The 26,863-nt window shown below is 42.3% G+C and carries 37 protein-coding genes, 1 tRNA gene and 1 pseudogene; 20 read left to right on the top strand and 19 right to left on the bottom strand.

Annotation, left to right across the window (positions count from 1 at the left end):
* The first annotated feature begins 24 nt into the window (after positions 1-24).
* Entirely contained in the window at positions 25-2,118 is a 2,094-nt protein-coding gene (locus NAQ_RS05870) for a 4-hydroxybutyrate--CoA ligase (RefSeq protein ID WP_100182658.1), read from the top strand.
* Positions 2,119-2,200: 82 nt separating this feature from the next.
* Here the strand turns inward: NAQ_RS05870 and NAQ_RS10120 are convergent, their stop codons facing one another.
* The gene (locus NAQ_RS10120; RefSeq protein WP_162858663.1) at positions 2,201-2,377 is read right to left on the bottom strand and encodes a hypothetical protein; all 177 of its coding nucleotides are present in this window, start codon (positions 2,375-2,377) and stop codon (positions 2,201-2,203) included.
* 247 nt (positions 2,378-2,624) lie between these two features.
* On the opposite strand from NAQ_RS10120, the gene NAQ_RS05865 reads away from it, so the two are divergent.
* Entirely contained in the window at positions 2,625-3,023 is a 399-nt protein-coding gene (locus NAQ_RS05865) for a hypothetical protein (protein WP_162858662.1), read from the top strand.
* 13 nt (positions 3,024-3,036) lie between these two features.
* Here the strand turns inward: NAQ_RS05865 and NAQ_RS05860 are convergent, their stop codons facing one another.
* The 4 genes from NAQ_RS05860 to NAQ_RS05845 all read right to left on the bottom strand — a co-directional run bounded on the left by NAQ_RS05860 (position 3,037) and on the right by NAQ_RS05845 (position 5,309).
* On the bottom strand, positions 3,037-3,342 hold the full coding sequence (locus NAQ_RS05860; protein WP_100182656.1) for a P-II family nitrogen regulator: 306 nt from the start codon (positions 3,340-3,342) through the stop codon (positions 3,037-3,039).
* Positions 3,342-4,424 carry a sodium-dependent bicarbonate transport family permease gene (locus tag NAQ_RS05855; RefSeq protein ID WP_100182655.1) on the bottom strand — a complete coding sequence of 361 codons (1,083 nt, stop codon included), beginning with the start codon at positions 4,422-4,424 and terminating at the stop codon, positions 3,342-3,344. The genes NAQ_RS05860 and NAQ_RS05855 overlap by 1 nt, the downstream gene beginning before the upstream one ends.
* 123 nt (positions 4,425-4,547) lie before the next feature.
* Positions 4,548-4,784: a hypothetical protein gene (locus NAQ_RS05850; RefSeq protein WP_162858661.1), complete on the bottom strand. Its 237-nt coding sequence runs from the start codon at positions 4,782-4,784 to the stop codon at positions 4,548-4,550.
* A gap of 141 nt (positions 4,785-4,925) precedes the next feature.
* Positions 4,926-5,309 (bottom strand): winged helix-turn-helix transcriptional regulator, encoded by a 384-nt coding sequence (locus NAQ_RS05845; RefSeq protein WP_100182653.1) that lies wholly within the window; start codon positions 5,307-5,309, stop codon positions 4,926-4,928.
* Positions 5,310-5,372: 63 nt separating this feature from the next.
* On the opposite strand from NAQ_RS05845, the gene arsM reads away from it, so the two are divergent.
* The 5 genes and pseudogenes from arsM (at position 5,373) to NAQ_RS05825 (ending at position 9,347) form a co-directional block, all read left to right on the top strand.
* Positions 5,373-6,140, top strand: a complete 768-nt coding sequence (arsM, locus tag NAQ_RS05840) for an arsenite methyltransferase (RefSeq protein ID WP_100182652.1) — start codon at positions 5,373-5,375, stop codon at positions 6,138-6,140.
* Positions 6,140-6,544: an arsenate reductase ArsC gene (locus NAQ_RS05835; protein WP_100182651.1), complete on the top strand. Its 405-nt coding sequence runs from the start codon at positions 6,140-6,142 to the stop codon at positions 6,542-6,544. The genes arsM and NAQ_RS05835 overlap by 1 nt, the downstream gene beginning before the upstream one ends.
* Positions 6,544-7,206, top strand: a complete 663-nt coding sequence (locus NAQ_RS10290; RefSeq protein WP_177585564.1) for an MIP/aquaporin family protein — start codon at positions 6,544-6,546, stop codon at positions 7,204-7,206. Before NAQ_RS05835 ends, NAQ_RS10290 begins: the two co-directional genes overlap by 1 nt.
* Positions 7,207-7,755, top strand: a pseudogene (locus NAQ_RS10285) (DNA-3-methyladenine glycosylase I).
* A gap of 89 nt (positions 7,756-7,844) precedes the next feature.
* Entirely contained in the window at positions 7,845-9,347 is a 1,503-nt protein-coding gene (locus tag NAQ_RS05825; protein ID WP_100182650.1) for a 4-hydroxyphenylacetate 3-hydroxylase family protein, read from the top strand.
* A gap of 1 nt (position 9,348) precedes the next feature.
* On the opposite strand, the gene ureC is transcribed toward NAQ_RS05825, so the two are convergent.
* From ureC to NAQ_RS05810, 3 genes are read right to left on the bottom strand one after another with little or no spacing between them, the layout of a single operon-like run.
* Positions 9,349-11,061 carry an urease subunit alpha gene (gene ureC, locus NAQ_RS05820; RefSeq protein WP_100182649.1) on the bottom strand — a complete coding sequence of 571 codons (1,713 nt, stop codon included), beginning with the start codon at positions 11,059-11,061 and terminating at the stop codon, positions 9,349-9,351.
* Positions 11,058-11,420: an urease subunit beta gene (locus NAQ_RS05815; protein ID WP_100182648.1), complete on the bottom strand. Its 363-nt coding sequence runs from the start codon at positions 11,418-11,420 to the stop codon at positions 11,058-11,060. Before NAQ_RS05815 ends, ureC begins: the two co-directional genes overlap by 4 nt.
* A 4-nt stretch (positions 11,421-11,424) precedes the next feature.
* Positions 11,425-11,727, bottom strand: coding sequence for an urease subunit gamma (locus NAQ_RS05810; protein ID WP_100182647.1), 303 nt, complete (start codon positions 11,725-11,727; stop codon positions 11,425-11,427).
* 72 nt (positions 11,728-11,799) lie between these two features.
* Between NAQ_RS05810 and NAQ_RS05805 the strand changes: the two genes are divergently transcribed.
* The 5 genes from NAQ_RS05805 (at position 11,800) to NAQ_RS05785 (ending at position 15,651) form a co-directional block, all read left to right on the top strand.
* A complete protein-coding gene (locus NAQ_RS05805) occupies positions 11,800-12,297 on the top strand; it encodes an urease accessory protein UreE (protein ID WP_162858660.1) in 498 nt (165 codons plus the stop codon).
* Positions 12,287-12,979, top strand: a complete 693-nt coding sequence (locus NAQ_RS05800) for an urease accessory protein UreF (RefSeq protein ID WP_100182645.1) — start codon at positions 12,287-12,289, stop codon at positions 12,977-12,979. The genes NAQ_RS05805 and NAQ_RS05800 overlap by 11 nt, the downstream gene beginning before the upstream one ends.
* Positions 12,980-12,984: 5 nt before the next feature.
* A complete protein-coding gene (ureG, locus tag NAQ_RS05795) occupies positions 12,985-13,635 on the top strand; it encodes an urease accessory protein UreG (RefSeq protein ID WP_100183484.1) in 651 nt (216 codons plus the stop codon).
* Positions 13,632-14,531, top strand: a complete 900-nt coding sequence (locus tag NAQ_RS05790; RefSeq protein WP_100182644.1) for an urease accessory protein UreD — start codon at positions 13,632-13,634, stop codon at positions 14,529-14,531. Before ureG ends, NAQ_RS05790 begins: the two co-directional genes overlap by 4 nt.
* Positions 14,532-14,637: 106 nt before the next feature.
* Entirely contained in the window at positions 14,638-15,651 is a 1,014-nt protein-coding gene (locus NAQ_RS05785) for a dienelactone hydrolase family protein (protein WP_245871550.1), read from the top strand.
* A gap of 48 nt (positions 15,652-15,699) precedes the next feature.
* Here the strand turns inward: NAQ_RS05785 and NAQ_RS05780 are convergent, their stop codons facing one another.
* Positions 15,700-15,933, bottom strand: coding sequence for a universal stress protein (locus NAQ_RS05780; RefSeq protein ID WP_100182642.1), 234 nt, complete (start codon positions 15,931-15,933; stop codon positions 15,700-15,702).
* 33 nt (positions 15,934-15,966) lie between these two features.
* Positions 15,967-16,182: a hypothetical protein gene (locus tag NAQ_RS10115; protein WP_162858659.1), complete on the bottom strand. Its 216-nt coding sequence runs from the start codon at positions 16,180-16,182 to the stop codon at positions 15,967-15,969.
* A 507-nt stretch (positions 16,183-16,689) separates the two neighbouring features.
* Between NAQ_RS10115 and NAQ_RS05770 the strand changes: the two genes are divergently transcribed.
* The 3 genes from NAQ_RS05770 (at position 16,690) to NAQ_RS05760 (ending at position 18,459) form a co-directional block, all read left to right on the top strand.
* Positions 16,690-16,962 carry a hypothetical protein gene (locus NAQ_RS05770; RefSeq protein WP_100182640.1) on the top strand — a complete coding sequence of 91 codons (273 nt, stop codon included), beginning with the start codon at positions 16,690-16,692 and terminating at the stop codon, positions 16,960-16,962.
* Positions 16,963-17,043: 81 nt separating this feature from the next.
* Entirely contained in the window at positions 17,044-18,048 is a 1,005-nt protein-coding gene (locus tag NAQ_RS05765; RefSeq protein ID WP_100182639.1) for a hypothetical protein, read from the top strand.
* A gap of 132 nt (positions 18,049-18,180) precedes the next feature.
* On the top strand, positions 18,181-18,459 hold the full coding sequence (locus NAQ_RS05760) for a hypothetical protein (RefSeq protein ID WP_100182638.1): 279 nt from the start codon (positions 18,181-18,183) through the stop codon (positions 18,457-18,459).
* Positions 18,460-18,480: 21 nt separating this feature from the next.
* On the opposite strand, the gene NAQ_RS05755 is transcribed toward NAQ_RS05760, so the two are convergent.
* From NAQ_RS05755 to NAQ_RS05745, 3 genes are all read right to left on the bottom strand, one after another.
* Positions 18,481-18,783, bottom strand: coding sequence for a hypothetical protein (locus tag NAQ_RS05755; RefSeq protein ID WP_162858658.1), 303 nt, complete (start codon positions 18,781-18,783; stop codon positions 18,481-18,483).
* Between the two features lie 72 nt (positions 18,784-18,855).
* The gene (locus NAQ_RS05750) at positions 18,856-19,503 is read right to left on the bottom strand and encodes a signal peptidase I (RefSeq protein WP_100182636.1); all 648 of its coding nucleotides are present in this window, start codon (positions 19,501-19,503) and stop codon (positions 18,856-18,858) included.
* Position 19,504: 1 nt separating this feature from the next.
* Entirely contained in the window at positions 19,505-20,230 is a 726-nt protein-coding gene (locus tag NAQ_RS05745) for a hypothetical protein (protein ID WP_100183483.1), read from the bottom strand.
* A 101-nt stretch (positions 20,231-20,331) separates the two neighbouring features.
* Between NAQ_RS05745 and trxA the strand changes: the two genes are divergently transcribed.
* The 4 genes from trxA to NAQ_RS05725 all read left to right on the top strand — a co-directional run bounded on the left by trxA (position 20,332) and on the right by NAQ_RS05725 (position 22,052).
* Positions 20,332-20,664, top strand: a complete 333-nt coding sequence (gene trxA, locus NAQ_RS05740) for a thioredoxin (protein ID WP_100183482.1) — start codon at positions 20,332-20,334, stop codon at positions 20,662-20,664.
* 51 nt (positions 20,665-20,715) lie between these two features.
* Positions 20,716-21,243, top strand: a complete 528-nt coding sequence (locus NAQ_RS05735) for a zinc ribbon domain-containing protein (RefSeq protein ID WP_100182635.1) — start codon at positions 20,716-20,718, stop codon at positions 21,241-21,243.
* Between the two features lie 64 nt (positions 21,244-21,307).
* On the top strand, positions 21,308-21,658 hold the full coding sequence (locus NAQ_RS05730; protein ID WP_162858657.1) for a hypothetical protein: 351 nt from the start codon (positions 21,308-21,310) through the stop codon (positions 21,656-21,658).
* Positions 21,659-21,743: 85 nt separating this feature from the next.
* Positions 21,744-22,052 (top strand): hypothetical protein, encoded by a 309-nt coding sequence (locus NAQ_RS05725; protein WP_100182633.1) that lies wholly within the window; start codon positions 21,744-21,746, stop codon positions 22,050-22,052.
* An 8-nt stretch (positions 22,053-22,060) separates the two neighbouring features.
* Here the strand turns inward: NAQ_RS05725 and NAQ_RS05720 are convergent, their stop codons facing one another.
* The 6 genes from NAQ_RS05720 to NAQ_RS05695 all read right to left on the bottom strand — a co-directional run bounded on the left by NAQ_RS05720 (position 22,061) and on the right by NAQ_RS05695 (position 25,560).
* Positions 22,061-22,423, bottom strand: a complete 363-nt coding sequence (locus tag NAQ_RS05720; protein ID WP_100182632.1) for a hypothetical protein — start codon at positions 22,421-22,423, stop codon at positions 22,061-22,063.
* Positions 22,424-22,458: 35 nt separating this feature from the next.
* The gene (locus NAQ_RS05715; RefSeq protein ID WP_100182631.1) at positions 22,459-22,818 is read right to left on the bottom strand and encodes a zinc ribbon domain-containing protein; all 360 of its coding nucleotides are present in this window, start codon (positions 22,816-22,818) and stop codon (positions 22,459-22,461) included.
* Positions 22,819-22,878: 60 nt separating this feature from the next.
* Positions 22,879-24,045 carry an NAD(P)-dependent malic enzyme gene (locus tag NAQ_RS05710; RefSeq protein ID WP_100183481.1) on the bottom strand — a complete coding sequence of 389 codons (1,167 nt, stop codon included), beginning with the start codon at positions 24,043-24,045 and terminating at the stop codon, positions 22,879-22,881.
* 69 nt (positions 24,046-24,114) lie between these two features.
* Complete coding sequence (locus NAQ_RS05705; RefSeq protein WP_100182630.1) at positions 24,115-24,249, bottom strand: YHS domain-containing protein; 135 nt, start codon at positions 24,247-24,249, stop codon at positions 24,115-24,117.
* Positions 24,246-25,235, bottom strand: a complete 990-nt coding sequence (locus tag NAQ_RS05700) for a cytochrome c biogenesis CcdA family protein (RefSeq protein ID WP_100182629.1) — start codon at positions 25,233-25,235, stop codon at positions 24,246-24,248. The genes NAQ_RS05705 and NAQ_RS05700 overlap by 4 nt, the downstream gene beginning before the upstream one ends.
* 253 nt (positions 25,236-25,488) lie before the next feature.
* Positions 25,489-25,560 (bottom strand) — tRNA-Ala (locus tag NAQ_RS05695).
* Positions 25,561-25,636: 76 nt separating this feature from the next.
* On the opposite strand from NAQ_RS05695, the gene NAQ_RS05690 reads away from it, so the two are divergent.
* A complete protein-coding gene (locus NAQ_RS05690; RefSeq protein WP_100182628.1) occupies positions 25,637-26,857 on the top strand; it encodes an adenosylhomocysteinase in 1,221 nt (406 codons plus the stop codon).
* The last annotated feature ends 6 nt before the right edge of the window (positions 26,858-26,863 follow it).

Below are 26,863 nucleotides of genomic sequence, written 5' to 3'. Positions count from 1 at the left end.
ACGAATCAGCGTTGAGCCAAACACATGACTTCTCTTTTGGAGCCAAAGTCTATTGCAATTATTGGTGCATCCGACAAGGAGGGAAGTGTCGGCCGTACTATAACATCAAATATTATGAAAGGATACAAGGGCAAGATTTACCCAATTTCTCCAACACGTGACGTTGTATTTGACATGAAGGCATACAAGACAGTCCTTGATGTGAAAGACCCAATCGATCTTGCAATTGTTGTTACAAAAAATGATGTCGTGCCAGCAGTACTGGAAGAATGCGGCAAGAAAAAAATTAAGGGAGTCATAGTCATCACAGCTGGATTCAAGGAGGTAAACGAGGAAGGCAAAAAGCTAGAAGAACAGCTAAAGACAATAGTAAAAAAATACGGCATCCGCATGATTGGCCCCAACTGCCTTGGAGTCATGAACTTGGACCCAAATACAATGATGAATTCCACTTTTCTCAAAGTTACGCCAAAGTCTGGCCAAATTGCGCTGGTCTCGCAAAGCGGCGCAATATGCGCAGCACTAGTTGAGGACGCAAGCGCGCAGGGAATCGGATTTTCTGCAGTAATCAGCGTTGGAAACAAGGCTGATCTGAACGAAATTGATCTTCTCAAGATGCTTGCAGAACACAAGCAGACCAAGGTAATTGTCATGTATCTAGAAGACATGGGAAACGGCCAAGAGTTCCTCAAGGTTTGCAAAACTATCACTAAAAAACACAAAAAGCCAGTGATCATTCTAAAGTCTGGCAGAAGCCCAGAGGGAGCAAAGGCAGCAATGTCGCATACTGGTGCACTGATGGGCTCTGATGAAATCTATGATGCTGTTCTAAACCAGTCTGGCGCAATTCGTGTTGACACCATGGAAGAACTATTCGATTACGCAGTGGCATTCTCAAAGCAACCACTGCCGCTAAAAGGCGATTTGGTTATAGTGTCAAACGCAGGAGGTCCTGCAATCATCTCCACTGATGCCTGCTCCAAATATGGAATCAAGATGGCCTCAATTGAGGACATTAGGCCAAAAATCAACGCAGTGATTCCTCCGTGGGGAAGCTCACGCAATCCAGTCGACATAGTGGGCGATGCTGACTATAACCGATTCAGCGGAGTTTTGGACAATGTCTTGGCGCACAAAAACGTCGGCTCTGTTATTGCCATGTGTACTCCTTCTGCCACTCTAAACTATGACAAGCTGGCCGAAGTCATAGTATCAATGTCTAAAAAATACAAAAAGACGATGCTTGCGTCTTTGATGGGCCTAGACGAGGGAATCACAAACAGGCAAATTCTGGCGGATGGCGGCGTTCCATACTATACGTATGCAGAGGGCGCAATTCGCGCACTACGGGCAATGCTTCGATTCTCAAAGTGGGTCAGCTCCACCGAAGGAACAATTACCAAGTTTGCAGCCAAAAAGGCAGCCGCAAAAAAGGTCTTTGACTCTGTTCGAAAACAAAAGAGAACAAACCTCCTAGAAGAGGAAGGCCAAGAAGTACTGCGTGCGTATGGATTCCCACTACCGCAAAGCATCCTGGCAAAAACACCGGCAGAGGCGGTCAAGGCAGCCAAAAAAATTGGATTTCCAGTTGTAATGAAGATTGCATCGCCCCAAATAATCCACAAGTCCGATGCGGGAGGAGTCAAGGTAGGCCTTGCAAGCGAGCAGGCAGTAACAGATGCATTTGATGTAATAATCAAAAACGCCAAAAAATACAACAAGAACGCGCAGATCAAGGGCGTACTCGTCCAGGAAATGGTCAAGGGCGGCAAAGAGCTCATCATTGGCTCAAAGCAAGAGCCTGGATTTGGCCAGGTCATAATGCTTGGAATGGGAGGAATCTACGTAGAGGTTCTAAAAGATGTCACATTCAGACTGGCGCCAGTAACAAACAAGGAAGCAGACGACATGATTGATTCAATCAGAACTAAAAAATTACTAGAGGGAGTCCGCGGAGAAAAGCCAGCAGACAAGAAAAAGCTATCAGAGCTAATACAAAGACTGTCTGCGTTGTTAATTGACTTTCCGGAAATCAAGGAGCTTGACATGAACCCAGTACTTGTAATGGAACAAGGAAAAGGCTGCAAAGTCCTAGATGTCCGAATCGGACTGTCTTAGAATATAGTTAGAAAAACCGCTGCGGCAATTGCAACGCCGACAAACGAGTAAAAACCAATTCTGTGTCTTGGCAGATTATTCATCAAATCACTATCCTTAGAGCGTCTTCTGTATTGTGTATGTGGTATTGTGGCTCTGTTACTATGTCGCATCGCACACACACAAATTGTGTGAACTCTTTTCCGCAACTCTGGCATCTCTCTGACTCGTCATATTCGCGTAGTTCTGTTCCACATTTTTTGCATAAATCTATTCGCATGTTGTGACTAGCAATATGCCAGATATTAGATCGGATCAACAACTTAGCTGATTTGTAATCAAACTAGCTTAGAGATGCCTATGAATCAGATTCCACTAGTGATATCGCACATGTTTTTTCAGCCAATGAGTGTGCGCGTATGCTCAAGTGTGCCCAAGCACCCTATTCCTCAGTTTGGGCACAGCCTTGGCATGCATTCTTGCCAAAATAGGAATGCTTTATTTTGCAACTAGCTGGCCAAAGGCACATGGTAGAAAGAGGCTCTCTGGCAAAATCATTAGACTTTGTACTGCTTGCAATGGCAATTGTGTATTTTGTCGGATTTGTGTCATTTCATCCCGAATCATTACTGCTAAAGGAAGCGCCGTATCACATTCCACACGAATATGAAATTTATTTTGAGGTTTTGTTGTGGGTCTTCTTTGGATTGCTGGTGCTGGACCTATACTTGAAATACAAAAAGCTAAACGACTGGAGACTTTTCTTGAACAAACACTGGCATGAAATAGTAATGTTGGCCTTGATTCCGTTTTTGACTGCATTCAAAATAGTCAAGTTCTCAGTCAAACTGGTAAAGACTCTAAAGGCATCCAAGAGCGGCTTTAAAATCTTCTACAAGGCCAAAAAGGCATCGAATCACATCTAGTCTAAATCACAATTCAGGTGAATTTTTCCGATCGTGCAACTTGGACATCACTCATGTAGAAAATTATAGCAAAATCTGATATTAGTTTGCTTAGTATGTCCTCAATTATTTTTTCTGCAGTAGTTTCTCTCAATATGACTTCGATTTTTACGTTTTTTTCATTTTTGAAGCCTCTACCGCGAATTCCTTTTGCTCCATTCCCGTCTGTTTCGTAGGTTGTGTATCCTGATACATTATGTTTTTCAAGAATACCGATGATATTTTTTTGCGCAAGAATCTCACATACTATGGTAAGCATCTTGACGTTGTAGAGCTTCATTATGAATATTGCCTCAGATAATCGAATAAGTTTATTGTTTCGCTGCTGTGGGCCATTGTGGATATGGTCAGCATCACTGGAAGCAATATGATGATATTGTATGGGAATGTTATTCCAAGCGCCGATGTGATGTATAGGCTTGGTTTTGCCTGCGGTATTGCAGTTCTTAGTACTGCCGGAGCTGCAATAAAGGACGCGCTTGCCAAAAGCAAACCAAACATTACCGCTCCGCCTACACTCAATCCTAGATAAGTTGCCACCAAGACGCCGATTATCCCATTCATGGTTGGAATTATCAGCGAGAATCCTATCAAAAATGCTCCGACTTTTCTTACGTCGTCTAGTCTTTGTCCTGCAATTATTCCCATTTCTATTAGGAATATCACAATTGCACCTACAAACAGATCTTCAAAGAGGATCTTAATTGGCGCAAATCCGCCATATCCTATGGTGTATCCGATTATGATACTACCAATTAAGATCACAATTGCTTTACCCGTTATGGATTCACGTAATACCTGAAACAGTCTAGTCTTGGCCTGCCCACTTGAAGCATCAAAACTATCCGAGTCAGCATCTTCCGTAAACGTCTGTTTTTTTGCACGAATCTGTTTTGCAACAGCCATATTTGTCAGAAATATGGCTAGGATGAACGCCAGGGGCTCTAGGACTGCCAGTATTGCAGTGATGTATCCTTCTGATGTTATTCCTTGGTTTTTCAAAAAAGACAGTCCAACAGAGAAGGTTATTGCACCCACTGCACCATACGTGGATGCAAGCGCATACGAGTCAAATATGTTGAATTTTCCAAGCCTTCTTAGGATCTGATAGTGATTTAGAGTCATCAATAGTGATAATACGATTGCGACAAGCATTGGAATCAGCATGGTCTCAAATCCTGTTTTTCTCATCTCAATTCCACCATGCAGTCCTATTGCTGCAAGGAGGTAGATTGGCAAAAATTCCGATATTGCCTCTGGAATTTTCAAATCAGATTTGATCCTAGCTGCGACTATTCCCAATAGGAAAAACAACACTATGGGTGTTAGAATATTATCTTGGATTAACTGTAATATGTCCATCAAATCAACTCGAAAAGCTTTATGGGATTACGGAATTCATGCTAACAACAGATGCAGATGAAACAGAATGTCTTACTGTCGGCATATAGTTAATTGGAATTTTTGTTATCCATATAAGCATAGTTATTCGTATACGGGAGAGTGATTCTGCATTGATTTTGCAGTCTTGCTGTTTGCTTTATAGCGATTCAGGTTTTTGAGATCCTTTTTTGTCATTTTTGTAATGTTGGGTTTCTGCGATGATCTCTCTTTGACCGGTTCGTTTGTTTGATTTGGGATCAAAGCATTGTTCGTAAATGTATAGTTTACACTGGAATTGTCCACGATACGTGCGGTGTTTTTCTTTTTCTTCATTATCATGAAAATAACTGCATTAAGCAACAAAATGAGAGATAAAATGCAGTGTACGAACATGTCTAGAAAATCTGTTTTATGTAAGACCGTTTAATGTAAACACTAAACTATTTGATAATTTATGAAATTTAAGTATTATGTGAGAGATTATTTTTTTGTACTGGACCATTTTTTCATCCATTGTAATAATGCTATTATGGATTCTACTAGATCCTGACCCTTGTTTGTCAGCCTGTATTCTACACGTGGCGGGATCTCATTGAACGACTGTCTTTGCAAAATTCCACTCTTTTCAAGCTCCTTGAGCCTGATTGCCAATGTCTTACTGCTTATGCCATGTAAAGCTTGACGGAATTGTTTGTATCGTACGGATTCCGTCGTGCAACAAAGAGGAATCAAGATCTCAAGAGTTCCCCTCCTTGTGATTATTTTTCTCAGCTTTGATGTTTCCAACATGAGCGAAGCTGCATCATAGCCTTGAAAACTACACGCATCAGAAATGATCGGAATCTGTTTTCTTTTAGTTTCCATAATTACACTAACTATACCAGTTTATACTTGACAACTTAAATGGTTTACCTAGTAAACAATCACATGAGTGAACAAATCAAAAAAGAAATCAAACAAAGATATGGCAAAATAGCGTTATCTGGAAATTCTGATTGCTGTTGCATGCCGGGCGAATGTAAAAGTGGAGACTCACCCATAGACGCAACGAAGCTGATAGGTTATGATCAAAAAGACCTTGAATCAATCCCACAGGAATCGATCCTTGGTGTTGGTTGCGGTGCACCACTAAATCATGCTGATCTGAAGGAGGGCGAAATTGTGGTTGATTTGGGCTCTGGAGCCGGAATTGACATCTTTCTGGCCGCAAAAAAAGTATCTGGTTCAGGCAAAGCAATAGGAATCGACATGACAGATCAAATGTTAGAAAAAGCAAGAGCAAACGCACTAAAGGGAAATTATTCCAATGTTGAATTCAAAAAAGGCGATATTGAGAAAAACATTCCCTTGGATAACAATACAGTTGATGCCGTAATTAGCAACTGCGTCATCAATCTTACAACAAACAAAACTAGCGCATTCAGAGAAGTTTATCGAATTTTAAAACATGGGGGGAGAATGGTGATTTCTGATCTTATCACTGATGCCGAGATTTTACAAGAGCAAATAAGCTCTGATCAATGGTGTGCATGCATAGATGGAGCCATGACAAAGGAAAATTACATCTTGTGCATGGAGCAAGCTGGATTTGAGAGAATTCAGGTGTTGGAAGAGCGAACCTACATGGAAGGAGAAAAAGTCGGCGGACGAAAGATTGTCAGCCTTGTAATAAAGGCAGAAAAACGATCGATCTAATGAAAAAAATTCTCTTTGTTTGCGTTGAAAACGCAGGCCGAAGCCAGATGGCAGAAGCGTTCTTTAGGAAATATGCTCCAGACAAATTTTACGCATCAAGCGCTGGCACAAAACCAAGCTCCAAAGTCAACCCCATGGTCGTGGAGGCAATGAAAGAGGTCGGAATTAATCTTCAAGACAACACTCCAAAATCCCTAACAAATGAAATGCTGAGCGATTCTGTAGCAGTCAACATGGGATGTATGGATAAGGAGTCATGCCCTGCCTTGTTTGTAAAGGACGTTCTTGACTGGAACATTTCTGACCCAAAAGGAAAGTCAATTAGTGAAGTGCGTAAAATCCGCGACCAAATCGAGCTCAAAGTACTGGAGCTGGTAAAAAAACTTGAAGAAGGCCAGAACTGATGCACAAGTCCAATTTTGTCATATTTTTGGCAGAACTGGCCGGAACATTTGGGCTGCTTGTCGCAGCCACTGGCTCTATTGTATATGATGGAATGATGGGAAATGCACTTGGTATTGGTTTTATTGCCATGATCCATTTTGTTGGATTGGGGGCAATGATATTTTTGTTTGGCAGATACTCGATGGCTCACTTTAATCCTGCAGTCACAATTGCATATTTTATTGCAAAATACATCAGCGCAAAACAAATCCTAGTTTATGTTACGGCACAGGCAATAGGTGCGTTCTTGGGAAGCCTGTTTGTAAAATATGTAATTGGGGATTTTGCAAGACTTGGGCTCAATTCACCGAACCATCAATACCCGGCATGGGGGTTCTTTGGCGTAGAGGTCTTAGCTACTGTATTTTTGATGGGAAGCATATTGATTGCAGTGAACATAAGGGGACTGCAGACTGTTCTTATCAGCGCCATAATTGCTGGAACTGTTGCACTAGATGTGTTTTTCTTAGGCGCCGTCTCTGGTGCATCAATGAATCCAATTCGATCGCTGTTTCCTGCGCTATTTACTGGTGCAACGAAAGATCTGTGGTTATATTGGACTGCACCATTCATCGGAGCTGCAATAGTGGGAATAATATACAAAAAGAAATTTGTAAAATAGATGAAACAAAGATGTGACTGGGCGCAGGGGGACGAGATGATCCAGTACCATGATTCTGAATGGGGCATACCAATTCACAACGACAAAAATCTCTTTGAAATGCTCATACTAGAAGGAGCACAGGCAGGCTTGTCTTGGAGCACAATACTAAAGCGCAGAAAGACATACCGGGCTGCATTTGATGGGTTTGATCCCAAAAAAGTATCCAAATACACGCAAAAAGACATCACAAGATTGCTATCCGATGAGGGAGTAATCCGAAACCGACTAAAAATAAAATCCGCAATTAACAATGCGCAAAAATTCCTGCAAATCCAAAAAGAGTTTGGCAGCTTTGACAAATATCTCTGAGGGTTTGTCAATAACAAGCCTATCAAAAACAATTTTACAAAACACTCCGACATTCCCGCATCAACCGAACTCTCTGATAAGATCAGTTCCGATCTCAAAAAACGCGACTTTAGCTTTGTTGGCACCACAATAATCTATGCATATTTGCAGGCAGTCGGTGTTGTAAACGACCATACAAAAAACTGCTTTAGGCACTAGCAATTTTTTATCGCATTTTTAAACCGACACAAAAAACGAAAACAGTCAACAGATGGTCAATATTTATACAAGTTCGATGGGATATTTGCATGGCAATTAGGACTGGCCAAGATTACATCAATAGTCTTAAGGGCAGAAATCTGACTGTCTATCTTTTTGGAGAAAAAATACAAGATCCAGTCGAACATCCGATGATCCGGCCGTCAATTAACGCAGTTGCAGAAACATACGATCTAGCGGTGCGCGAAGAAGATCTTGCATCCCCCATGTCCAAAATAGCGGGAAAAAGAGTAAACCGATTCTTGCACATTGCGGAATCTGCAAATGATTTGGTACTCCAAAACAAAATGCAAAGAAAGCTAGGCCAGCTGACCGGAACATGTTTTCAGCGATGCGTAGGAATGGATGCGCTAAACTCGCTTCACTCCACTACATTTGAAATCGATGAAAAGTATCATACCAATTATCACAAAAGACTCTTGGAATTTATCAAAAAAATGCAGGAAAACAACTACGTAATCGGAGGCGCAATGACTGATGTCAAGGGCGACAGAAGCAAGGCACCATCCGAACAAGGAGACCCTGACCTCTTTGTGCATGTCACTAAGCGAACACCGGAAGGAGTGTACGTAACAGGAGCAAAGGCCCACCAGACAGGAGTTATCAACTCTCACTGGATGATAATAATGCCCACAATACGCTTGACAGAAAAAGACAAGGACTGGGGCATTGTCGGCGCAATCCCAGTTGACGCACCTGGCATCACATACATCTACGGAAGACAGTCCTGCGACACGCGAAGCATGGAGGGAGGCGACATTGATGCAGGCAATTCTCAATTTGCAGGCCAAGAGGCAATGGTCATACTGGACAATGTGTTCATTCCAAATGATCTGATTTTCATGAACGGCGAAGTAGAGTTTGCCGCAATGCTAGTTGAGCGATTTACCTGCTATCACAGGCGAAGCTATGTTTGCAAGACAGGCCTAGGCGATGTTCTAATTGGAGCAGCAGCTGCAATTTCTGACTATAACGGTATTCCAGACGTATCCCACATACGAGAAAAGCTAGTCGAGATGACGCATCTTAACGAATCAATCTATGCTGCAGGAATATCCTCGTCATACCAAGCACAGGAAATGAAGTCCGGTGTCTGGCTAAATGACGACATGCTGGCAAACGTATGCAAGCACAACGTAACCCGCTTCCCATATGAGATATCAAGACTTGCGCAAGACATCGCGGGGGGTCTAGTCGTTACTTTGCCCTCTGAGCAAGACTTTAGAAACCCAACAACAGGACCACTGCTCAAAAAATACCTGGCGGGCAGAAAGGGAACTGACGTAGAAAACAGAATGAGGATCTTGAGACTAATTGAAAACATGACTCTGGGCAGAAACGCAGTAGGCTATCTGACAGAATCAATGCACGGCGCAGGCTCGCCACAGGCACAGAGAATCCAAATCGCAAGACAAATGCAGCTAAGCTACAAGAAAACTCTTGCAAAGAATCTGGCAAACGTAAAGGACGATCCAGAAGACGCAAAAGAAAACTCGGACTATTTCAAGCGAGTCTTCAAAATCACAAAATAACTCAGAACAAGTTGTATAGCCTTGCAAGCGAAACGCTTGTGGCAGGCTTTGTTGTTGCTAGATTGCCGTCAACTTTTACTTGGTATGTCTCTGGGTCGATCTCGATTTTTGGCGTGGCGTCATTGAGGACCATGTCTTTTTTCCCAATGTTACGGCAGTTCTTTACGACAAGAAACTTTTTTGTTATCCCAAGCTTGCTCTCGATGCCGTTTTCTAGTGCAAGTCTTGACGTAAACACAAACGAGATTGCCTGCTTTGCCCGTCCCAGGGACCCAAACATGGGCCTGTAGTAGATTGGCTCTGTTGTGGGAATTGAGGCGTTTGGATCTCCCATCAAAGAATACGCAATCATACCTCCCTTGATTATCATTTTGGGTTTTGCGCCAAAAAACTGCGGCGACCACACCACAATGTCCGCAATTTTGCCGGGCTCTAGCGAGCCGACATGTTGAGAGATTCCGTGAGTTATTGCCGGGTTTATTGTTATTTTTGCCAAGTAGCGCTTTACTCTGAAATTGTCATTCTCTGCAGTTTCGTCCTTGTGTCTGCCAAAACTTTTCTTCATCTTGTCTGCGCTTTGCCAGCATCTGGTGGTCGTCTCGCCAACTCTTCCCATTGCCTGGCTGTCTGATGACATCATGCTTATTGCCCCAACATCATGAAGGATGTCTTCTGCGGCAATTGTCTCTGCGCGAATTCTTGACTCTGCAAACGAGACGTCCTCTGGAACAGACGAGTTGAGGTGGTGGCAAACCATCATCATGTCTAGGTGCTCATCAAGTGTGTTTACCGTATATGGCCTAGTCGGGTTTGTAGATGAGGGCAGGACGTTTGGCTCGCTTGCTATTTTCATTATGTCTGGGGCATGGCCTCCTCCGGCGCCCTCTGTGTGGTATGTATGGATTGCCCTTCCGGCAATTGCTGCAATGGTATCATCCACATAACCGCACTCGTTTAGCGTGTCTGTGTGTATGGCAATCTGGGTATCAGTCTTGTCTGCTACTCGTAGCGCGGCATCTATTGTTGCCGGCGTAGTACCCCAGTCTTCGTGCAACTTGAGGCCACATGCGCCTTCTCTGATCTGATCAATTAGGGATTCTTCTTGAGAGTCGTTTCCCTTTCCAAGAAAGCCAAAATTGATTGGGAATTCTTCTGTTGCCTGTATCATCCTGTGCATGTTCCATTTTCCTGGTGTGCATGTGGTGGCATTGGTTCCGTCTGCAGGCCCCGTCCCGCCTCCTATCATGGTGGTGGTGCCTCCGCAAATTGCGTCTATTGCCTGCTGTGGAGAAATAAAATGGATATGCGTGTCTATTACTCCCGGCGTGCAGATCAAGTGCTCGCCAGAAATTATCTCCGTGTTTGACGATATGATGATATCAACTCCGTCTGTGGTGTTTGGATTGCCGGCTTTACCTATTTTGAAAATCTTTCCGTCCTTGATTCCAATGTCTGCCTTGATTATTCCAAGAACTGGATCCATGATGATTGCGTTTGTAATGACCAGATCCACCGAGTCGTCGTAAATCACACCACTTGCTTGTGCCGAACCGTCCCTGATGCTTTTTCCTCCGCCAAAGACGGCCTCATCCCCATATCCAATCAAGTCTTTTTCAATTTCTATGATTAGATCAGTGTCTCCAAGCCTGACTTTGTCTCCTGTTGTGGGACCAAAAAGATCAACGTATTTTTTCCGCGGAATCTCTAGCGTCATGCGCCTCTAAACCCGGCCTTTTTGGCCTTTTGCATCGCCTCTGATTTTTTTTCCGATAGCGGCCCATTTACCAGCCCGCTGAACCCAAAGACGACTCTTTTTCCGCCATATTCGGTCAGCTCGACTTTTTTTGTCTCGCCAGGCTCAAATCGAACTGATGTGCCTGCGGCAATGTTGAGATGAAATCCATATGATTCCTCTCGCGCAAACTCGAGTGCCTTGTTTGACTCAAAAAAATGAGTATGAGAGCCGACTTGGATTGGCCTGTCTCCTGTATTTTTGACCGATATTGTTACTGTCTTTTTTCCCTGGTTTGCAATTATTGGCTTCTCAGAGATAAAGTACTGTCCTGGTATCATGGCATTACACAATAGGGTCGTGAACTGTGACTAGCTTCGTTCCATCATCAAATGTGGCCTCGACTTGAATAGTGTGAATTATTTCGGGAACTTCGGGTAAAACATCATTTCTTGTTAGGACTTTTTTTCCGGAGCTCATCAAGTCTGCAACTGACTTGCCGTCCCTTGCCCCCTCTAGTATATGATCAGTAATTAGTGCCACTGCTTCTGGGTGATTAAGCTTGAGGCCTCTTGCTTTTCTTTTGCGCGCAAGTTCTGCGGCCAAAAAAATGTGTAACTTGTCAATCTCTCTTGGAGTCAAAAACATGCTTTGTTTTGTCAGATCTTGTATTTAATAATTAAGAGAAAGTATAACTTGATAAAAATTCTATAATTGCTGTTGCTCAAAGTTCAAAGAATAATTGGAAATATTTTTGATGATCCCGCTATTGCAAAAGAATTCGAGTCCAACACACATAATGAAAATTACAAAACCATACATGTTTTACGCCATGATCTTGAAAAAACAAGACTAAAGCAAAAAGCATCCGACGGCACGGCAATCGGAATAAACATCGAATATGACAAAAAAATGACACACGGGGATGTCCTGTATGGGGATGACGTCAAAGTTCTGATACGGCAGGTCCCAGAGCCTACGATCACAGTCAGATTTGCAGGCCTTGAGCCAAAATCCCTCATTTTACTTGGGCACATCATAGGTAATCTGCACAGGCCTGTCTCGCTTGGAAACGACTCTATATCGATTCCAATTCACTCTGAGGCAGAAATTGACATGTTTCGCTCAGCATTCCGGGATCTGGCAGACAAAATCGAGCTAGTACAGGAAGAAAAAATTTTTCAGCCTCACAAATCCATGGATGTACATGGACACTGATTTTTCAAGCCTTAGTATAATGCAGCTGTCGGACTCGTTTTTTCCGGCCGGCCTTTACACCATGTCAAATGGGCTTGAGGCAATGCATCGACAAAAAATGATAACCGGCCCAACTGATGTGCAAAATCTAATCGAGATGTATTATGTACAGCAAGTAGGACCTGCTGACTGCGTGGCGCTTGCAAATGCATATGACTTTGCTGCCACTAAAAGCCTAGATGAGATAATACAGATTGATGACACAATCTACAAAACCAAGCTGGTAAGAGAACAACGGGAGGCATCCGTGCGATCTGGCAAACAGCTAATCAAGTGCGTTTTATCCCTTGTTGATGATTCATTTGCCACGGAATATCATGAAAAGATTCTACAGTCAAAAACCCCTGGCACATATCCTGTTGCCTTTTCCATTGCGGCCCAACTTTTTGGGATCTCAAAACAAGACGCATGTCTTATGTTGTTTTATGGGTTTGCAACAAGTATGGTCGGGGCTGCATTGCGTCTTGGAATCATACAGCACATACAAAGCCAGCAAATAATCAACTCACTCAAACCAGTCATCAGTGACCAAGTAAGAAAATACATCTCAAAGTCCCCAGACCGAATTTGGCAGTTCTTGCCACAAGCAGACATTTTGCAGATGCACCATGAAAAAATGGAAGCAAAAATGTTCATAACGTGAAAACCATGGCAAAAAGAATCCCGCGAATAGGAATTGGAGGCCCCGTCGGCTCTGGCAAAAGCATGCTAATTGAGAAAATTGTTCCAGTGCTTGCAAGGCGTGGCTATAGGATCTGCGTCATATCAAACGATGTAATATCAAAGGAAGATGCCGACAGAATAAGAAAAAATCTGGCAACAACACAGGGATTGCTTCCTGAAAACATGGTCATTGGAATTGCCACCGGGGGATGCCCTCACACAGCAATACGCGAAGATCCGTCGATGAATTTGGCAGTAATTGAGGAAATTGAGCAAAACCATCCTGAGCTAGACCTGATAATTCTTGAAAGCGGGGGCGATAACGTGATGACTACGTTTAGTCCTGCACTGGCGGACTATTTCATTTACATCGTTGATGTCTCTGGAGGCGACAAGTATCCAAGAAAGGGAGGCCTTGGGATAGAGTCATGCGATCTTCTTGTAATAAACAAAATCGATCTTGCGCCGCTTGTCAATGCAGACCTCTCAGTAATGGACAGGGACGCCAAAACAATCCGCAAGGGCAGGCCGCACGTATTTGTAAACTGCATGGACCAAACCGGAATAGAAAAAGTATCTGACCATATCGTTGAAGATCTGCTCTTTGAGGAGCCTCCAAAGGCGCAACTGAAATGATTCAGATAAATTCAGAAAAGATACCGGAAGAATTTGCCCAGTATTTGCAAAATAATTCTGACATTGAAAAAGTCGGCAACCTGCAAATCACACTTGCAATGGATGAGGCAAAAAACAAGACAATAATAGTGCATCAATATTCCAAGGCGCCGCTTCTGACGCAAAAGGCTCTGCACTATGATGTGGCAAATCCCGCCATGGCTTATTTGTTCTTGATGTCTTCGTCTGGCGGAATTCTTCAGGGAGACAGGCATCACATCCAGATATCGGTACAAAACAATGCAATTGCAAACGTGACTACGCAAGGAGCCACAAGAATCTATAAAATGGAGTCAAACTATGCCGCCCAATTCATAGACATCACAGTAGGCGATAATGCGTATCTAGAGTTTTTACCAGACCAGATAATTCCGTACAAAAAATCCAGGTATTTTCAGCGGGTGCAAATGACGGCTGGAGCCGATTCTACTATAGTGTATTCAGAGATAGTAATGCCTGGACGTGTGGCAATGGGTGAGTTATTTGACTATGATTTATGCTATCTGAAGATGGTTGCAAAAAACAAAAATGGCAAGACCTTGTTCATGGATTCTCTCAAGCTTGATCCAAAGCATGAATTCAGCCGAATGGGAATTCTTGGAACCAAGTCCGTTTTTGGAACCATGTACATTATAACAAAAAAGGAACAACTGCAAAAAATCTCAGACGAGATCAATTCTGTCTTGGAAAATTCTGATCTGACAAGTGGCTGTTCGTTTTTGCCAGAAGATTGCGGCCTAGTCGTAAAAATACTGGGAGATCTTTCTGAAGACATCAAAACTCTAATGCACCAGTGCGTCAGAGTTGTGCGAAAACATGTTTTAGATTCTTCGTTTGCTGAACTAAGAAAGACCTAATTCATAATGAAATTAATGCGCGTCAAATCTGTGTCTGTTTTGCCCTGATTTTGAATTCTTGCAAAGATTGTGAGCATAATTAATTAACTATAATGTAGTTAATCCAATGATGCGCCGTACTGGAATATTTGTAGTTGGTATAATGACTGCATTGCTTTTCTCGGTGTTTGTAATTCCAGCAAAAGCAGTCCAGACAAACGACGACTCGCATATCCATTTTGTGGTATCTGAATCGCCAAGAATGCAGTTTCTCAAGTCTGGCTCCATAAACATGGTTTCGTGTCCAGAGGGACTAGACCTTGTAATGAAAAAAAGCACTGGCACGCCTGCATGCGTTAGGCCACATACTGCAACTCTGCTAATCGATCGAGGCTGGGCATTACATGTCCTGCCTGACTATACTAATACAGACAACAACTCTGAGCTCTTCGAGGGAAGCTTGGGAGGCCTCAAAGTTGAGGCGCACGATGTGAATTATTTTGAGGATTATGTTGGATATCTGGCAGCACCTGCAAATCAGGATCAGAGCTATCCCGGGATAATCATAATTCATGAATGGTGGGGGCTAAACGACAACATCAAGCAGACGGCGGAAAACTTGGCATCGCACGGATATGTTGTACTTGCAGTTGATCTCTATGGCAAGCCAGCAGTAACAATGGCAGATGAGGCAAGACAGTTGACTGCGTCATACGACCAGCAAAAAGGAACGGCCAACATGATTGGCGCAAAAAAATACTTGGAGGAAAACCATGGAGTTGAGAAAATTGCGTCAATTGGCTGGTGCTTTGGAGGAGCACAATCCCTAAACTTGGCGCTAAACACTGACATGGATGCAACCGTCATTTACTATGGAAGGCTAGTAACAGACAAGGACCAGCTATCTGCAATAAACTGGCCAGTCCTTGGAATTTTTGCCGGCCTTGATCAGGGAATTCCAGTAGAGTCTGTTAATGAATTTGAGCAGGCACTAGACGAGCTGGGAATACAAAATGAAATTCACATCTATCCGGATGTGGATCATGCGTTTGCAAATCCGTCAGGACAGAGATATGCACCTGAGGAAACAAGGGATGCGTGGCAAAAAACAATCTCGTTTTTGGCATCCAATCTGCAATGATTCTACATTGATATGCGCATATTATCTTTGGTGTGGATCTACAAAATACTATTTTACTATTAGAACTGGAACTGGCGAATTTTTCAGCACTTCATTTGCGACACTTCTCAAATAATACTTGGCTCTCAGGCCTGACCGCTTTGATCCCATAGTAATTACAAAGTGCCATCTATGTGAATACTCAATTATCTTTTCTGCAGGAGCACCTATCTCTATTTTATCAAAAAACTCTATTACGTTTTTTGCACAAAGAATCTTGTCTCTTCGTAAAATCTCTATCATATATGCAAACTAATGAAAATGCACAAATCTTGGTTACCCATTGGCCCAAGACTTGTGGCCACATTTTATGCATCTCAAAACAAGTGGCTTGTCGTTTTCATCGAAGGTACAAGGAGTCTTCAAGTTGGAGCAAACTATGCATCTGTACAAGTTTGCTTGTTGTGTTTTGCCTTCTTTTACTGGCCAGCAACTTGCCAGAGTTTTTGCCGGGGAAGGTTCCCATTCCCCTTGGATTTGGATTGTTGACATGACTGTATGTGTGTGATTTAATAATATCAACATGTACACCGCAATACGGTATGCCTTTTTTCAGATTGCAAGGCACGCCGCAAATTGATAATTATGCACTAATAACTTTACGACAATAATCTTACATGGACACAAACAATGGCCTCCAAGCAGTCAAACTCAAATTGACCAGTTAACTCGTGCATCAAATCCCCATTTGCCATTGGTCTGTGTCCGAGTTTTTTCTAGACTTGTGTGAACAGCAAACAAAATCTTTAGGACTATCTTGCACGCTGTTGGGTGTTGTACCTGATAATTTAGTCTGTTTATGCAGAGACAAAAAATGATCAACATGCCTGCAAAGAAATGTGTCTGAGAAAAGGCGCCTGATGTTAAAACTGAACCGCTTCGAACCTAGTCTCAATCTTTGTGCTGATTTAAAATTTGTATATATCAGATATTGCTGGAAATATTGGCATACCGCATAATCAAAATTATTGACAAATAACATATCTCTTTTGTCATTACATGTCACAACAAATAATAAAAAACTGGCATCCTTTGCCAGAAAAAAGTCTGGTCTCAGGTGTTCCAGATAAAAAAGGAGAAAAACTTGGCTACAAAAAATTCCACGATTGTGAGATCTGCAACGGTATTATGATTGCAGACAGCTATTGCACAGAATGCAAAAATCCAATAGATCTAATCTGCATGCAATGCGGCCAAAAAATAATGTATGACAATCACGAATTCTGTTATTGTCAGCTCGAAGTGCTAACTACAAAATCCTGGACTAGATAAAAATGACAAGACAATCCATTTGGCATTTGTTGGGTAAATCATTAGTAATGATCAAATAGCAGTCTAGATTATTCTTACAAATTGATCTACAGAACCATATTTGCAATTGTCTTGACAATCTTTGCAGGATTATTCCTGCCAACTAGTGCTTTTGCTGACATATCGATGTATTTGGATAAATCATCATACAATGTTGGTCAGACAATTATTCTTTCTGGAAGCGTGGAATACCAACAAGGCTTACCAATTATAATTCAGCTGAGGAGCTCATCAGATATAGTTGCCATTGACCAAAAATTTCCTTCACCTTCTGGTAAATTCACTACCACGTTTAACACTGAAGGATCAAAATGGCAAGAATCCGGAACATATACTGTATTGGTCTCGTATGCAGGGCAAACTGCGCAAAAAACATTCCAATTCTCAGCTATCTCCGAGCCAACCAAACCGGCCCAGTCACATCCAAGCAAGCAAATACAAGAAAAACCCAAAGTAACGCCTACCCAAGAAAAGGCAAAAATCAAAGTAGAAATTAAGGGATTCCCAGATCCGACAAAATCCCCTCAATATTATTATGACAGATACAAGGACAATGCAGAATTCAAAACTTGGTTCGACTCTATGTTTGCAGGAAGGAAAATAGAAAGTGTGGTGGGATACAAGTCTACACACGTGGCTGGATTCCCAGATCAGGCCTATTCCCCGCAGTATTACATGGATAGGTACAAAAACGAGGATCTTTTTGCATTGTGGTTTGAGCGCCAATTTCCAGAAAAATCAATTTACGATGTAGTGAATGTAACCGAAGAAAACATGGCAACTGTGCCAGACTGGATAAAGCAATATGCGCAGTTGTGGTCAGCTGGACAAATAGATGACGTTTTGTTTATTGACAGAATATCAAATCTCATAGCACAAGATGTCATCAAAGTAGATGGTCAAATCATAAAACAGAACAACGGAGACAAGACAATTCCGTTTTGGTTCAAAAACAATGCAAGCTGGTACAGCAAAAACCAAATAACAACTGAGGACTTTTTATTGGGAATTCAATACCTAATAGAACAAGAAATTATTGTGGTTTAGTGCCAGTTCCGTATCAAAAGGCATACCGCATTTTGTTGGGTATTGACTAATATTGTTATACTATTTCATAGTCATGAAAACAAAATCAAACGAAAACTCTTTCCAAAGAGCACCAAGCAAGGAGGTGAACTTATGAAATCACTCAAAATCGTATCTCTTGCAGCGCTTTTGGCAGTGGCACTAGTCTCTGTTAGCTTTACTTCAGCTGAGGCAAAAAAAGCAGACACATCAGAGATATTGTCTCCAAAAAGCTATGGCCAAAAGACATTCACCAAAGTAATCACTGCCAAGTCATTTGATGACCAGCCCATAAAACCAATATCGTACAAGGCTGAGCAGCAAAAGGCATACCTAAAGCTGGTGGAAGCACAAAAAGCCCAAGAACTCGTCAAAAAGAAATACGGACTCTAAGTCCTATCTTTCTTCTATTTTTTAATTTGATATCTTTGTTTTCTGGACTCCAATCTGCGGTGCAAGGACATTTTGGACCACCTTGATCTTCTTTACGTCGCCCAGCACCAGATCCGGCAATTCTTGGTTGGAATCTGATTCTAGCTCAGCAATTATGTCGTAGGTGCCTTTGGTTCTTATGGTGTCAGTTACTGCGTCGATTTGCCTTAGCCGTTCCATGGTGTATTCCATGCCTCCGTTGTAGCAGTTTAGCAGAACAAAGATCTTTTTCTTGTCGTTGTCTGGCTCTTGGGAATCTGTTTTATGACGAAAAAACTCAAACATGCTCATATATTTTGTAAAAATATCTTTTAAGCGCTACGTCTCAACCACGATCATTTATGTTCACAGATGAGATCAAACTTGGGTCTTGTCTCTTTCTGAATCTTCATCAATTTCGGGCATTTTGGAATCGTTGTATGGCGTGTCGTCTTGCTTTGTAAATTCCTCTTTTGGCGGGACTGGATCCTTTGCGGGGTCTGTCTCAAATTTCGGCTCTTTTTTCTCCTTTGATTTTTGCGAATATTGCTTTACTATCATTATTCCTATGATGACTGCAATTATGACATAGTTGATTGGCGGGGCCAAAATCCTTGTGACATAGCCGATTTGCGGCACCACATAGAAGACTTTGCCGATGTATTCTTCTTCTGTGATTGGATAGTCGGTTCCAGGAATAGAGATTGGGTTTGCGTCTCCCTTTGTGCGTATTGTCTTGGACTCTGACCTGTCATCTAATATTGTCTCTACCCTGTGCACAATTACCCTGTCGTGTCCGTTGGGTCGATTAAACACAATGATGTCGCCTACTTGTATGTTCTCAAAAGGCTCGTTTCCATTTACTACCAGAACGTCATATACCTGCAAAACGGGAATCATGCTTCCGCTAGACACGACATAGAACGGATTTTGCGTTCCAAAGACCACTTGGAGGCCAATCCAGATTGCGGCAACTCCTACTGTTACAATTATGACATCCTTGATGATGCTCTTTGTCTTTGCCATGTTACAGCTTGGTTCCGCAGCTTTCACAAAACTTGGAGCCGGGCTTGTTCTCAAAGCCGCACTTGCACAGTGCGCTTGATTCTTGCGATCCGTCGCCAAGCAGAATGATTTCGCCTATTTTCTTGATTTTGGCCCACTCTATTGTTTGATCAGAGCCGTCGTTTTTGGTGATAACTAGAACTACTTGGTGCGAAGAATTGATTCCAACTTGCTTTGCAATTCCCACCTTTTTTGCATTGGAATCGTACACTGTCATGCCGGTAATTGAGCTAAATGTGGAATCTGCCGATTGGACTGGCGTCGTGTTGACTGCCGGTGGAGGTGTTGGAATTGCAGCTGGCTGCTCAAAGCTTACTGTTGGCATGGGTGGTTGTTCTGGAGTTATTGGCTTTGCAAGACCCACTTCGCCAACCTTTTGGAATTCCCTGTATTCTGCAATTGTACTGCCGCACGTGGTGCATACGTATTGCCCGCGCTCTTTTAGGATTAGGTTTTGCGCTACCTCCTCGTTTGGGTTTTCAAATTCGATTTTTGGGCCTCCCTCATAATCTTTTTCACAAGTGTTGCAGAAATATTTTGAAATTAGCTGAACGTCCAGTCTTCCAATGGGGGCCAAAAACAAGTCTGGTCCACCAAGGTTTCCCTTTCTTTGCTGGTCATCTGTGACTTGAGCCATGATGAATCCTCCGGATCCCCGTAGTTTTTTTAGGCGAAGCTCAGAGCTCATAATTCCAAATCGAGGCCAGATCCAATTAAAGTATATGTTGTTTGTTCCGGATTTGACCTCAAGATTTTTAGGTCTCTTAGAATGGAGCAATTTTGATTAAAATGGGACTAGATCACGTTTCAAACGCTAAAGACTGGCAGACCAAGGTAGTAGACTCTGCCAAGCCTGTCTTTGTGGACTTTTGGGCTGAATGGTGCGGACCATGCAGAATGGTAGGACCTGTAGTCGAGGAGCTAGCAAAGGATTACGCAGGCAAAGTTGAGTTTGTCAAGGTAAACGTAGATGAGGCCAATGAACTGGCAGCAAAATACAACATCTTTTCCATTCCGACACTAATGTTGCTAAACAAGGGCCAAGTCGTTGCACAGCAAGTAGGCGCAGCTTCCAAGGAATCTTACAAAAACATGATAGAGCGCGCGCTGGCAAACGCCTAAACTCTTTTTTTGATCCCAAGTAATTAATACCAGTTTGAACGGATTTTTTGCATGTCGCTAGGCGAGGTAGACACACTCAATCTTTTAGCCGAAAAGCTAGACAATCTCTTCAAGGACTCGCAAGGATACTATGAGTCGTTTTTGGATGCAAACACAATGTACAAGCAGGGCAAGCTATCAGACAAGGAATTCTTTGAAAAGCTAGGTGACTATACCGTTGCATATTCAGCATTAGAGTTTTTGGCAGTCAAGGTGATCTTTGAGCTCAAAAAAGCGCTCGACAGGGCAGGCGCTGGAAATCTTGGCGGAACACAGTCTCCAGGGTTGATGCCTGGAATGGGCGCACCGGGACTGGGAATGCCGGGACGAGTCCCAGTAATGCCTGCACAAACACCGGGAAGGCCGCCATCTGTTGTTTCTGCACAACAAGCGTTTTCTGCGCCAGGAACATTACCGTCTCCGGATCCGGCACTGGCGCCAAGATCATCCGTGCAATCCTCAGGATCTGGATGCAAGTCATGTGGTGCCGAGCTGCGAGCAGGCGCCAAGTTCTGCACCAAGTGCGGAACCAAAGTTTAGATCTGTATTTTTGACATTATAATTACCTGCATCTTATTAATCAGAATTTCATCAAAAAACAATCTTGCAAGTAATGGCACATCAAGAAAGTTTCATGCCAATGTATCACAAACTCATTACTTATGAGGAACAAAACAAGACAATGTTGGATGCAATAAAAACCGTCAAACAACAACTAGAACAATCAAACCAACCTCTAGGAATTCATCACCAAAAGAATACGATTCCAACTTGTTATGTTGCAAGATTCAGTCTTCAGACGCTTTATCACTTTGAGATGCCTAATCATCATAGGTTGATGTATACTGTGAGGAGATCTAGATCTAATGATGACAAAGAAGCATTATTTCTAAAGTTGCTTTCTCATGATGAATACAACAAGCAATTTGGCTATTTTAAAAAGAAATCTCATTGATGTATACGATTTAGTTATATACTATTAAGTAGATAATATACATGTGCTAGCAAGTAAAAACACTCGTTCCAGTGGTGATGTTTTCTTGCAAAAATTAATTGCAAAAAAGAAACTAGAAGAATTTGTTCATAATCTGGCAGAAAAAAACAATCCCACTTTACTTAGCATAATGAAAATTGAAAGCTTGTTCAAAAAGCATATCGAGTTTGATTCTAGGAGTCAGCTGCTCAGAAAACTAGATGGAACAATGAAATCCACCATACTGAACACGATTATCGCATATCTGGCATATCAGAATAAAATCGTCATAAACAACGACGGATCCCTTACGTGGATTGACACGCAGGGAAATAAAAAACTAAATCGAGAATTTGCTAAAGCAGTACCGCTTTAGACACAAATTCACTTTTGCCACATTTTCTGCCAGGTTTTTGCAAAGCTGTCCATGAGCTCGCCATATGCCTTTAGCTGTTCCATGCCTGATTCGGATGTGATATTTTGCCAGTTTTTGTCAAATTGCTTGAATGCCTCCAGTGCCGCGTCATTCATTGCCTTTTGCCAGTTTTTGTGAAATTCTTTTAGTGTCTTTTCGCTGGACTCGTTTGCGGCCTTGAGCATTACCTCGTTGTATTTTGCCTGGACATCGGAGCTTGTCTTTTGCAGGGTCTCTAGGTTTTGCGCCCATTTTTTGAGCAGACTCGAGTATTCATTCCATAGAGAATCCCAGTTCTTTGTCTTTGGTGCCTGTGTCTTTTTCTTTGCCATGATACTATACAATAATAACTTGAGATAAAGATTCTCTAATCCTGGGTTGCGCCGCACTCTGTGCAGAACTTGGCCGATGCAGAGATCTTGGAGCCGCACTCTGAGCAAAACTTGCCATCGCCTGAGACCTTGTTGACATTGCCGTATGTGCCTGTTATTCGCACGGCGCCTGTTGGCTCGTAGTGCTCTTCGTCGATTATCTCGACTGGTGCAAAGTCTTTTTCCTCAACGTAGGCCATTATCCTTGGGATGGTGTTGTTTTTGTCCTTTGGGTCTGGAATTATGTCTCCTAGCCAAAACGCGTACCTCATTAGTGTGAGTTCTGGCGTGGAAAATGCCAGGGTATGTGCAGACATGTAGTCTTGGGCTGACTGTTTGCCGTTGAAGACCTTCATGGAATGAATTTTGCTTTGTAGACCTATAATGTTTACTAGGTCGTAACATTAGTTGTTTGACTAGCTGATTTCTAATTTTTTCAGGCTGGAACTGATGTTTTTGTATAGTCTTGGATTTGTAATCTCTGGAATGATGTTATCATGTGTCAGATCTTTTTTTGGCACTGAATCTGCTATTGCTCTTGCTGTACGATACAACATCTCCAAAGTTATCTTTTTGATTTTCCTATCTAGAACCACTCTCATCAGATATGGAAAGACAATGGCATTGTTTACCTTGTTTTTGTATAGGTAGCTTCCAGTTGCTATGATTTTGGCCCCTGCCTTTTTGGCTATTTTTGGGTCTACCTCTGGTTCTGGGTTTGTTAGTGCAAATACGATCGGATCTTTATTCATGCTCTGAATTGTCTTGCCAGAAAGAATTCCACTCATTCCAGAAACTCCTACGATTACATCTGTATTTTTTAGGATCTCTTCCAGGGTTCCCCTTTGCATTGTTGGGTTTGTAATTCTTGCAATTTCGCTCTTGTAGTTATTCATGTTTTCCAATCTGTTTTGATATATTGCCCCAGACGAGTCCACAACAATGATGTTCTTACATCCAGCAAAACTTAGTAACTTGCAAATTCCGTATCCTGCAGAGCCAGCTCCTGCAATCACAATTTTTACTGATTTGGTATTCTTTTTGACAATCTTTAGCGAGTTTAAGAGTGCCGCAAGTACCACTACTGCAGTACCATGCTGGTCATCATGAAATACTGGAATTGATAATTCTTTTTGGAGCTCATCTGCTATTTCTAAAACTTTGGGGGATTCGATATCTTCTAAGTTAATTGCGCCAAACACTGGCTCTATTGCTTTGATGACTGTGATGATCTCCTGCTTTTTTGTAGTGTTAAGACAAATTGGGAATGCGTCCACCTTGCCATATTTTTTGTACAGCACTGCCTTTCCTTCCATAACAGGAAGTGCTGCATCTGGGCCGATATTGCCTAGGCCAAGTATTCTTGTGCCGTCGGTAACTATTGCTACATTGTTTGCCTTTGATGTGAGGTAATATTTCTGATCTGGGTTTTTGTGTATTTTCTCACAGACGGCTGCGACTCCAGGTGTGTAAATCAACTGAATATCTTTCAGTTTTAGATTGCGAATTTTGCTTTCTATTGTGATTTTGCCTTTTAGCTTTTGGTGTAACTTTATGGCATCTTTTGCCTGCTTGTCTGTCATGTCTTGATTGGATGTGAATTGCTTATTTACAATTGTACGCAAAATGCGCATGGACGTCCAAACTGCGTCCTATTTTGTGAATTGCTCTGGGTTTTGCTCAAAAGCCCACTTGCAGGTGGCGCAGCAAAAATAGTATTCCTTTCCGTCACGAATGACTGGCTCTCCTTTTTTGCCAACTTCCATGCCGCACACAGGATCTTTCATGTTGTAATTTTCGTCCTCTTGTTTATGTAAATCTTCCACATGATTGGCGCTGCCAAAAGAGCGGCCAGTATTGCCGGAACCATATTTCTTGGTATTTCAATTGGCATTGGATCATGCATGTGCTGGCCCACATGAAATTCCGGAGGAATTCCAGTCATGGAAACAAGATTGTTCCACATTATGTGCACAAAGGTATCTTCGTACCACTGGTGTCCTCCAGGCATTCCGTTAATTATCAGAAAAGAGCCCAAAAACACGAGCATCCATCCGGTCATCTTTTCAATTTTTAGTCTGTTTGCGACAAGGCCCTTCGTGGTGTTTACTCCTATTATTGCCAGTGCAGAAATCAGAATCAGCGGTATTGCACGGCCCACCCCGTGGACCAAGCCAAGCGATGAGCCTATCTCTACGCTTCCTGTTCCTGCAATGTAGATCAAAAGCCAGTAAAACATTGGGTTTGGGCAGCCGACTCCTGCGTTTCCAAGTAGTAATCCCATGAAAAGTGACTTGGTGTAATCGCCGCACTCTAGTATGAATTTTGGAGTCCCGGAATATGTCGGAATTCTCAGATCAACTAGTCTTAGCTGCGAGAGGCCAAACACATATGCAATTATTCCAGCTATTACAAACATTGTAAATGATATCTGGTCCAAGGATGCAGTATTGCCCAGTATGGCAACGCCAAGGCCGTACAAGGTTATTGTAGCTACTAGGCCTGCTCCAAAGAGAAGCGACATGCCGAGGCCCTTTTTGTATCCGTGCCCCATGCTGAGCGGGACTATGACAAACACGACTGGCATGGTACACGGAAGAATTATCATGGATAGGCCTGCAACGTACGCAATTCCAAGCCAGCTGCTGTATGATACAGTGTTGTTTGCGCCAACAATACCAATTGTAAATGAGAAAATTATTCCTACAAACACAAATGAAAACAACACGAACAAGGACACGACTAGGAACTTTTTTGTCTCTAGGGATTGCATGATATTTGATGGGTTGCTTGATATTTAATTACAGTAATTTACAATTGTAAAGTGTATCTGAACAAATCAAGCGTTTAACCCATACTATGTGTTTTCTACTAGACAAAAATCAGAATTGTTTAATTTCTTGGATTAAATCCTTGAATTGTAAAAGCTGTCCAGTTAGAGCCAGATTTTACGCAGGCCTATCTAAAAGCTGTCCAGTTATGATTTTATGGTCAAATCCAAATTTTGGATTTTTATACTAAAATAGTGGACTGGGAGGGAATTGAACTCTCGACTTCTGCATTGCGAATGCAGCGCTATACCACTAAGCCACCAGCCCTAACTAACAAAAAACCGCACTTCTATTTCTAGTCTTTAACAAATCGTTATTTTGTGCCGAGCATCATGCACTACAATTGAGCAAGATAAAAGACCCATCTTTGGCAGACATGGGAAAAACCCAATACCGATGGGCAAAGGACCACATGCAAATCCTGACTCATGCCATAACAAAGCTGAAAAAATCAAGACCTCTCAAAAACACAACACTTGGGGTTTGCCTGCAAATAACAAAAGAGACGTCGGTATTGTTAATGGGACTGCAGGAGCTTGGAGCAAAAATAGTGTGTTGTGGAGGAAACCCGCTTACCACACAGGATGACATTGCGGCATATCTTGATTCACAAGGATTAGAGATCTTTGCTTGGTCAAATCAAACCATGCCAGAATATGACTGGTGCCAAAATATGGTGCTGCAGAAAAAACCAGACATCCTAACTGATGACGGCGGAGACCTCAACATAAAGGCCCACAAGGCAAAGCTTCGAATTTTTGGCGCAACAGAAGAAACCACGACAGGCATAACGCGTTATCAATCCCTGGCAAAAAAAGGTAGGTTGCAATACCCGATCATTGCAGTAAATGACGCAAGAACAAAGATGTTATTTGATAATCAATACGGAACAGGCCAATCCACAATTGACGGATTCCTACAAGCAATGAATCTGCTTTTTGCATCAAAGAGAATTGTAATTGCGGGATACGGCTGGCTTGGAAGGGGAGTCGCAAAAAGGTGTCAGGGGATGGACGCAAAATGCATCATAACCGAAGTCGACCCAATCAAAGCCTTAGAAGCACACATGGATGGATTTGAGGTAATGCCGATGAGTCAGGCAGCAAAACTAGGTGACATTTTCATCACATGTACTGGCATGCGCGATATCATAACAAAGCAACATATCTTGTCCATGAAGGATGGTGCAGTACTGGGCAATGTGGGCCATTTTGATGTGGAAATTGACGCAAAATTCCTCCTATCGCAAAAAGTCAGGCAGGTCAGGCCACATCTTGACGAGTGTATTTTGCCAAACAAAAAGAAAATCTATCTAGTGAGCAAGGGGCGCGTGGCAAACCTGATTGCATCAGAAGGTCACCCAGCAGAAATCATGGCATTGTCGTTTTCAAACCAGCTGTACTCTATTCTGTATATTCTAAAAAATCACAAAAATCTTAAAAACCAAGTTTATCCAGTACCCGAAGAAATTGACAACCAAATAGCGCAAGACGCATTGGACTCACAAAACATCAAACTAGAAAGGCTGACCAAAAAACAAATCCAGTACCAAACCATCTGGTAATCAAAG

It is taken from the genome of Candidatus Nitrosotenuis aquarius (genome assembly GCF_002787055.1).
Classification (GTDB): Archaea; Thermoproteota; Nitrososphaeria; order Nitrososphaerales; family Nitrosopumilaceae; genus Nitrosotenuis; species Nitrosotenuis aquarius.
This window is presented reverse-complemented; position numbering and strand designations above follow the sequence as displayed.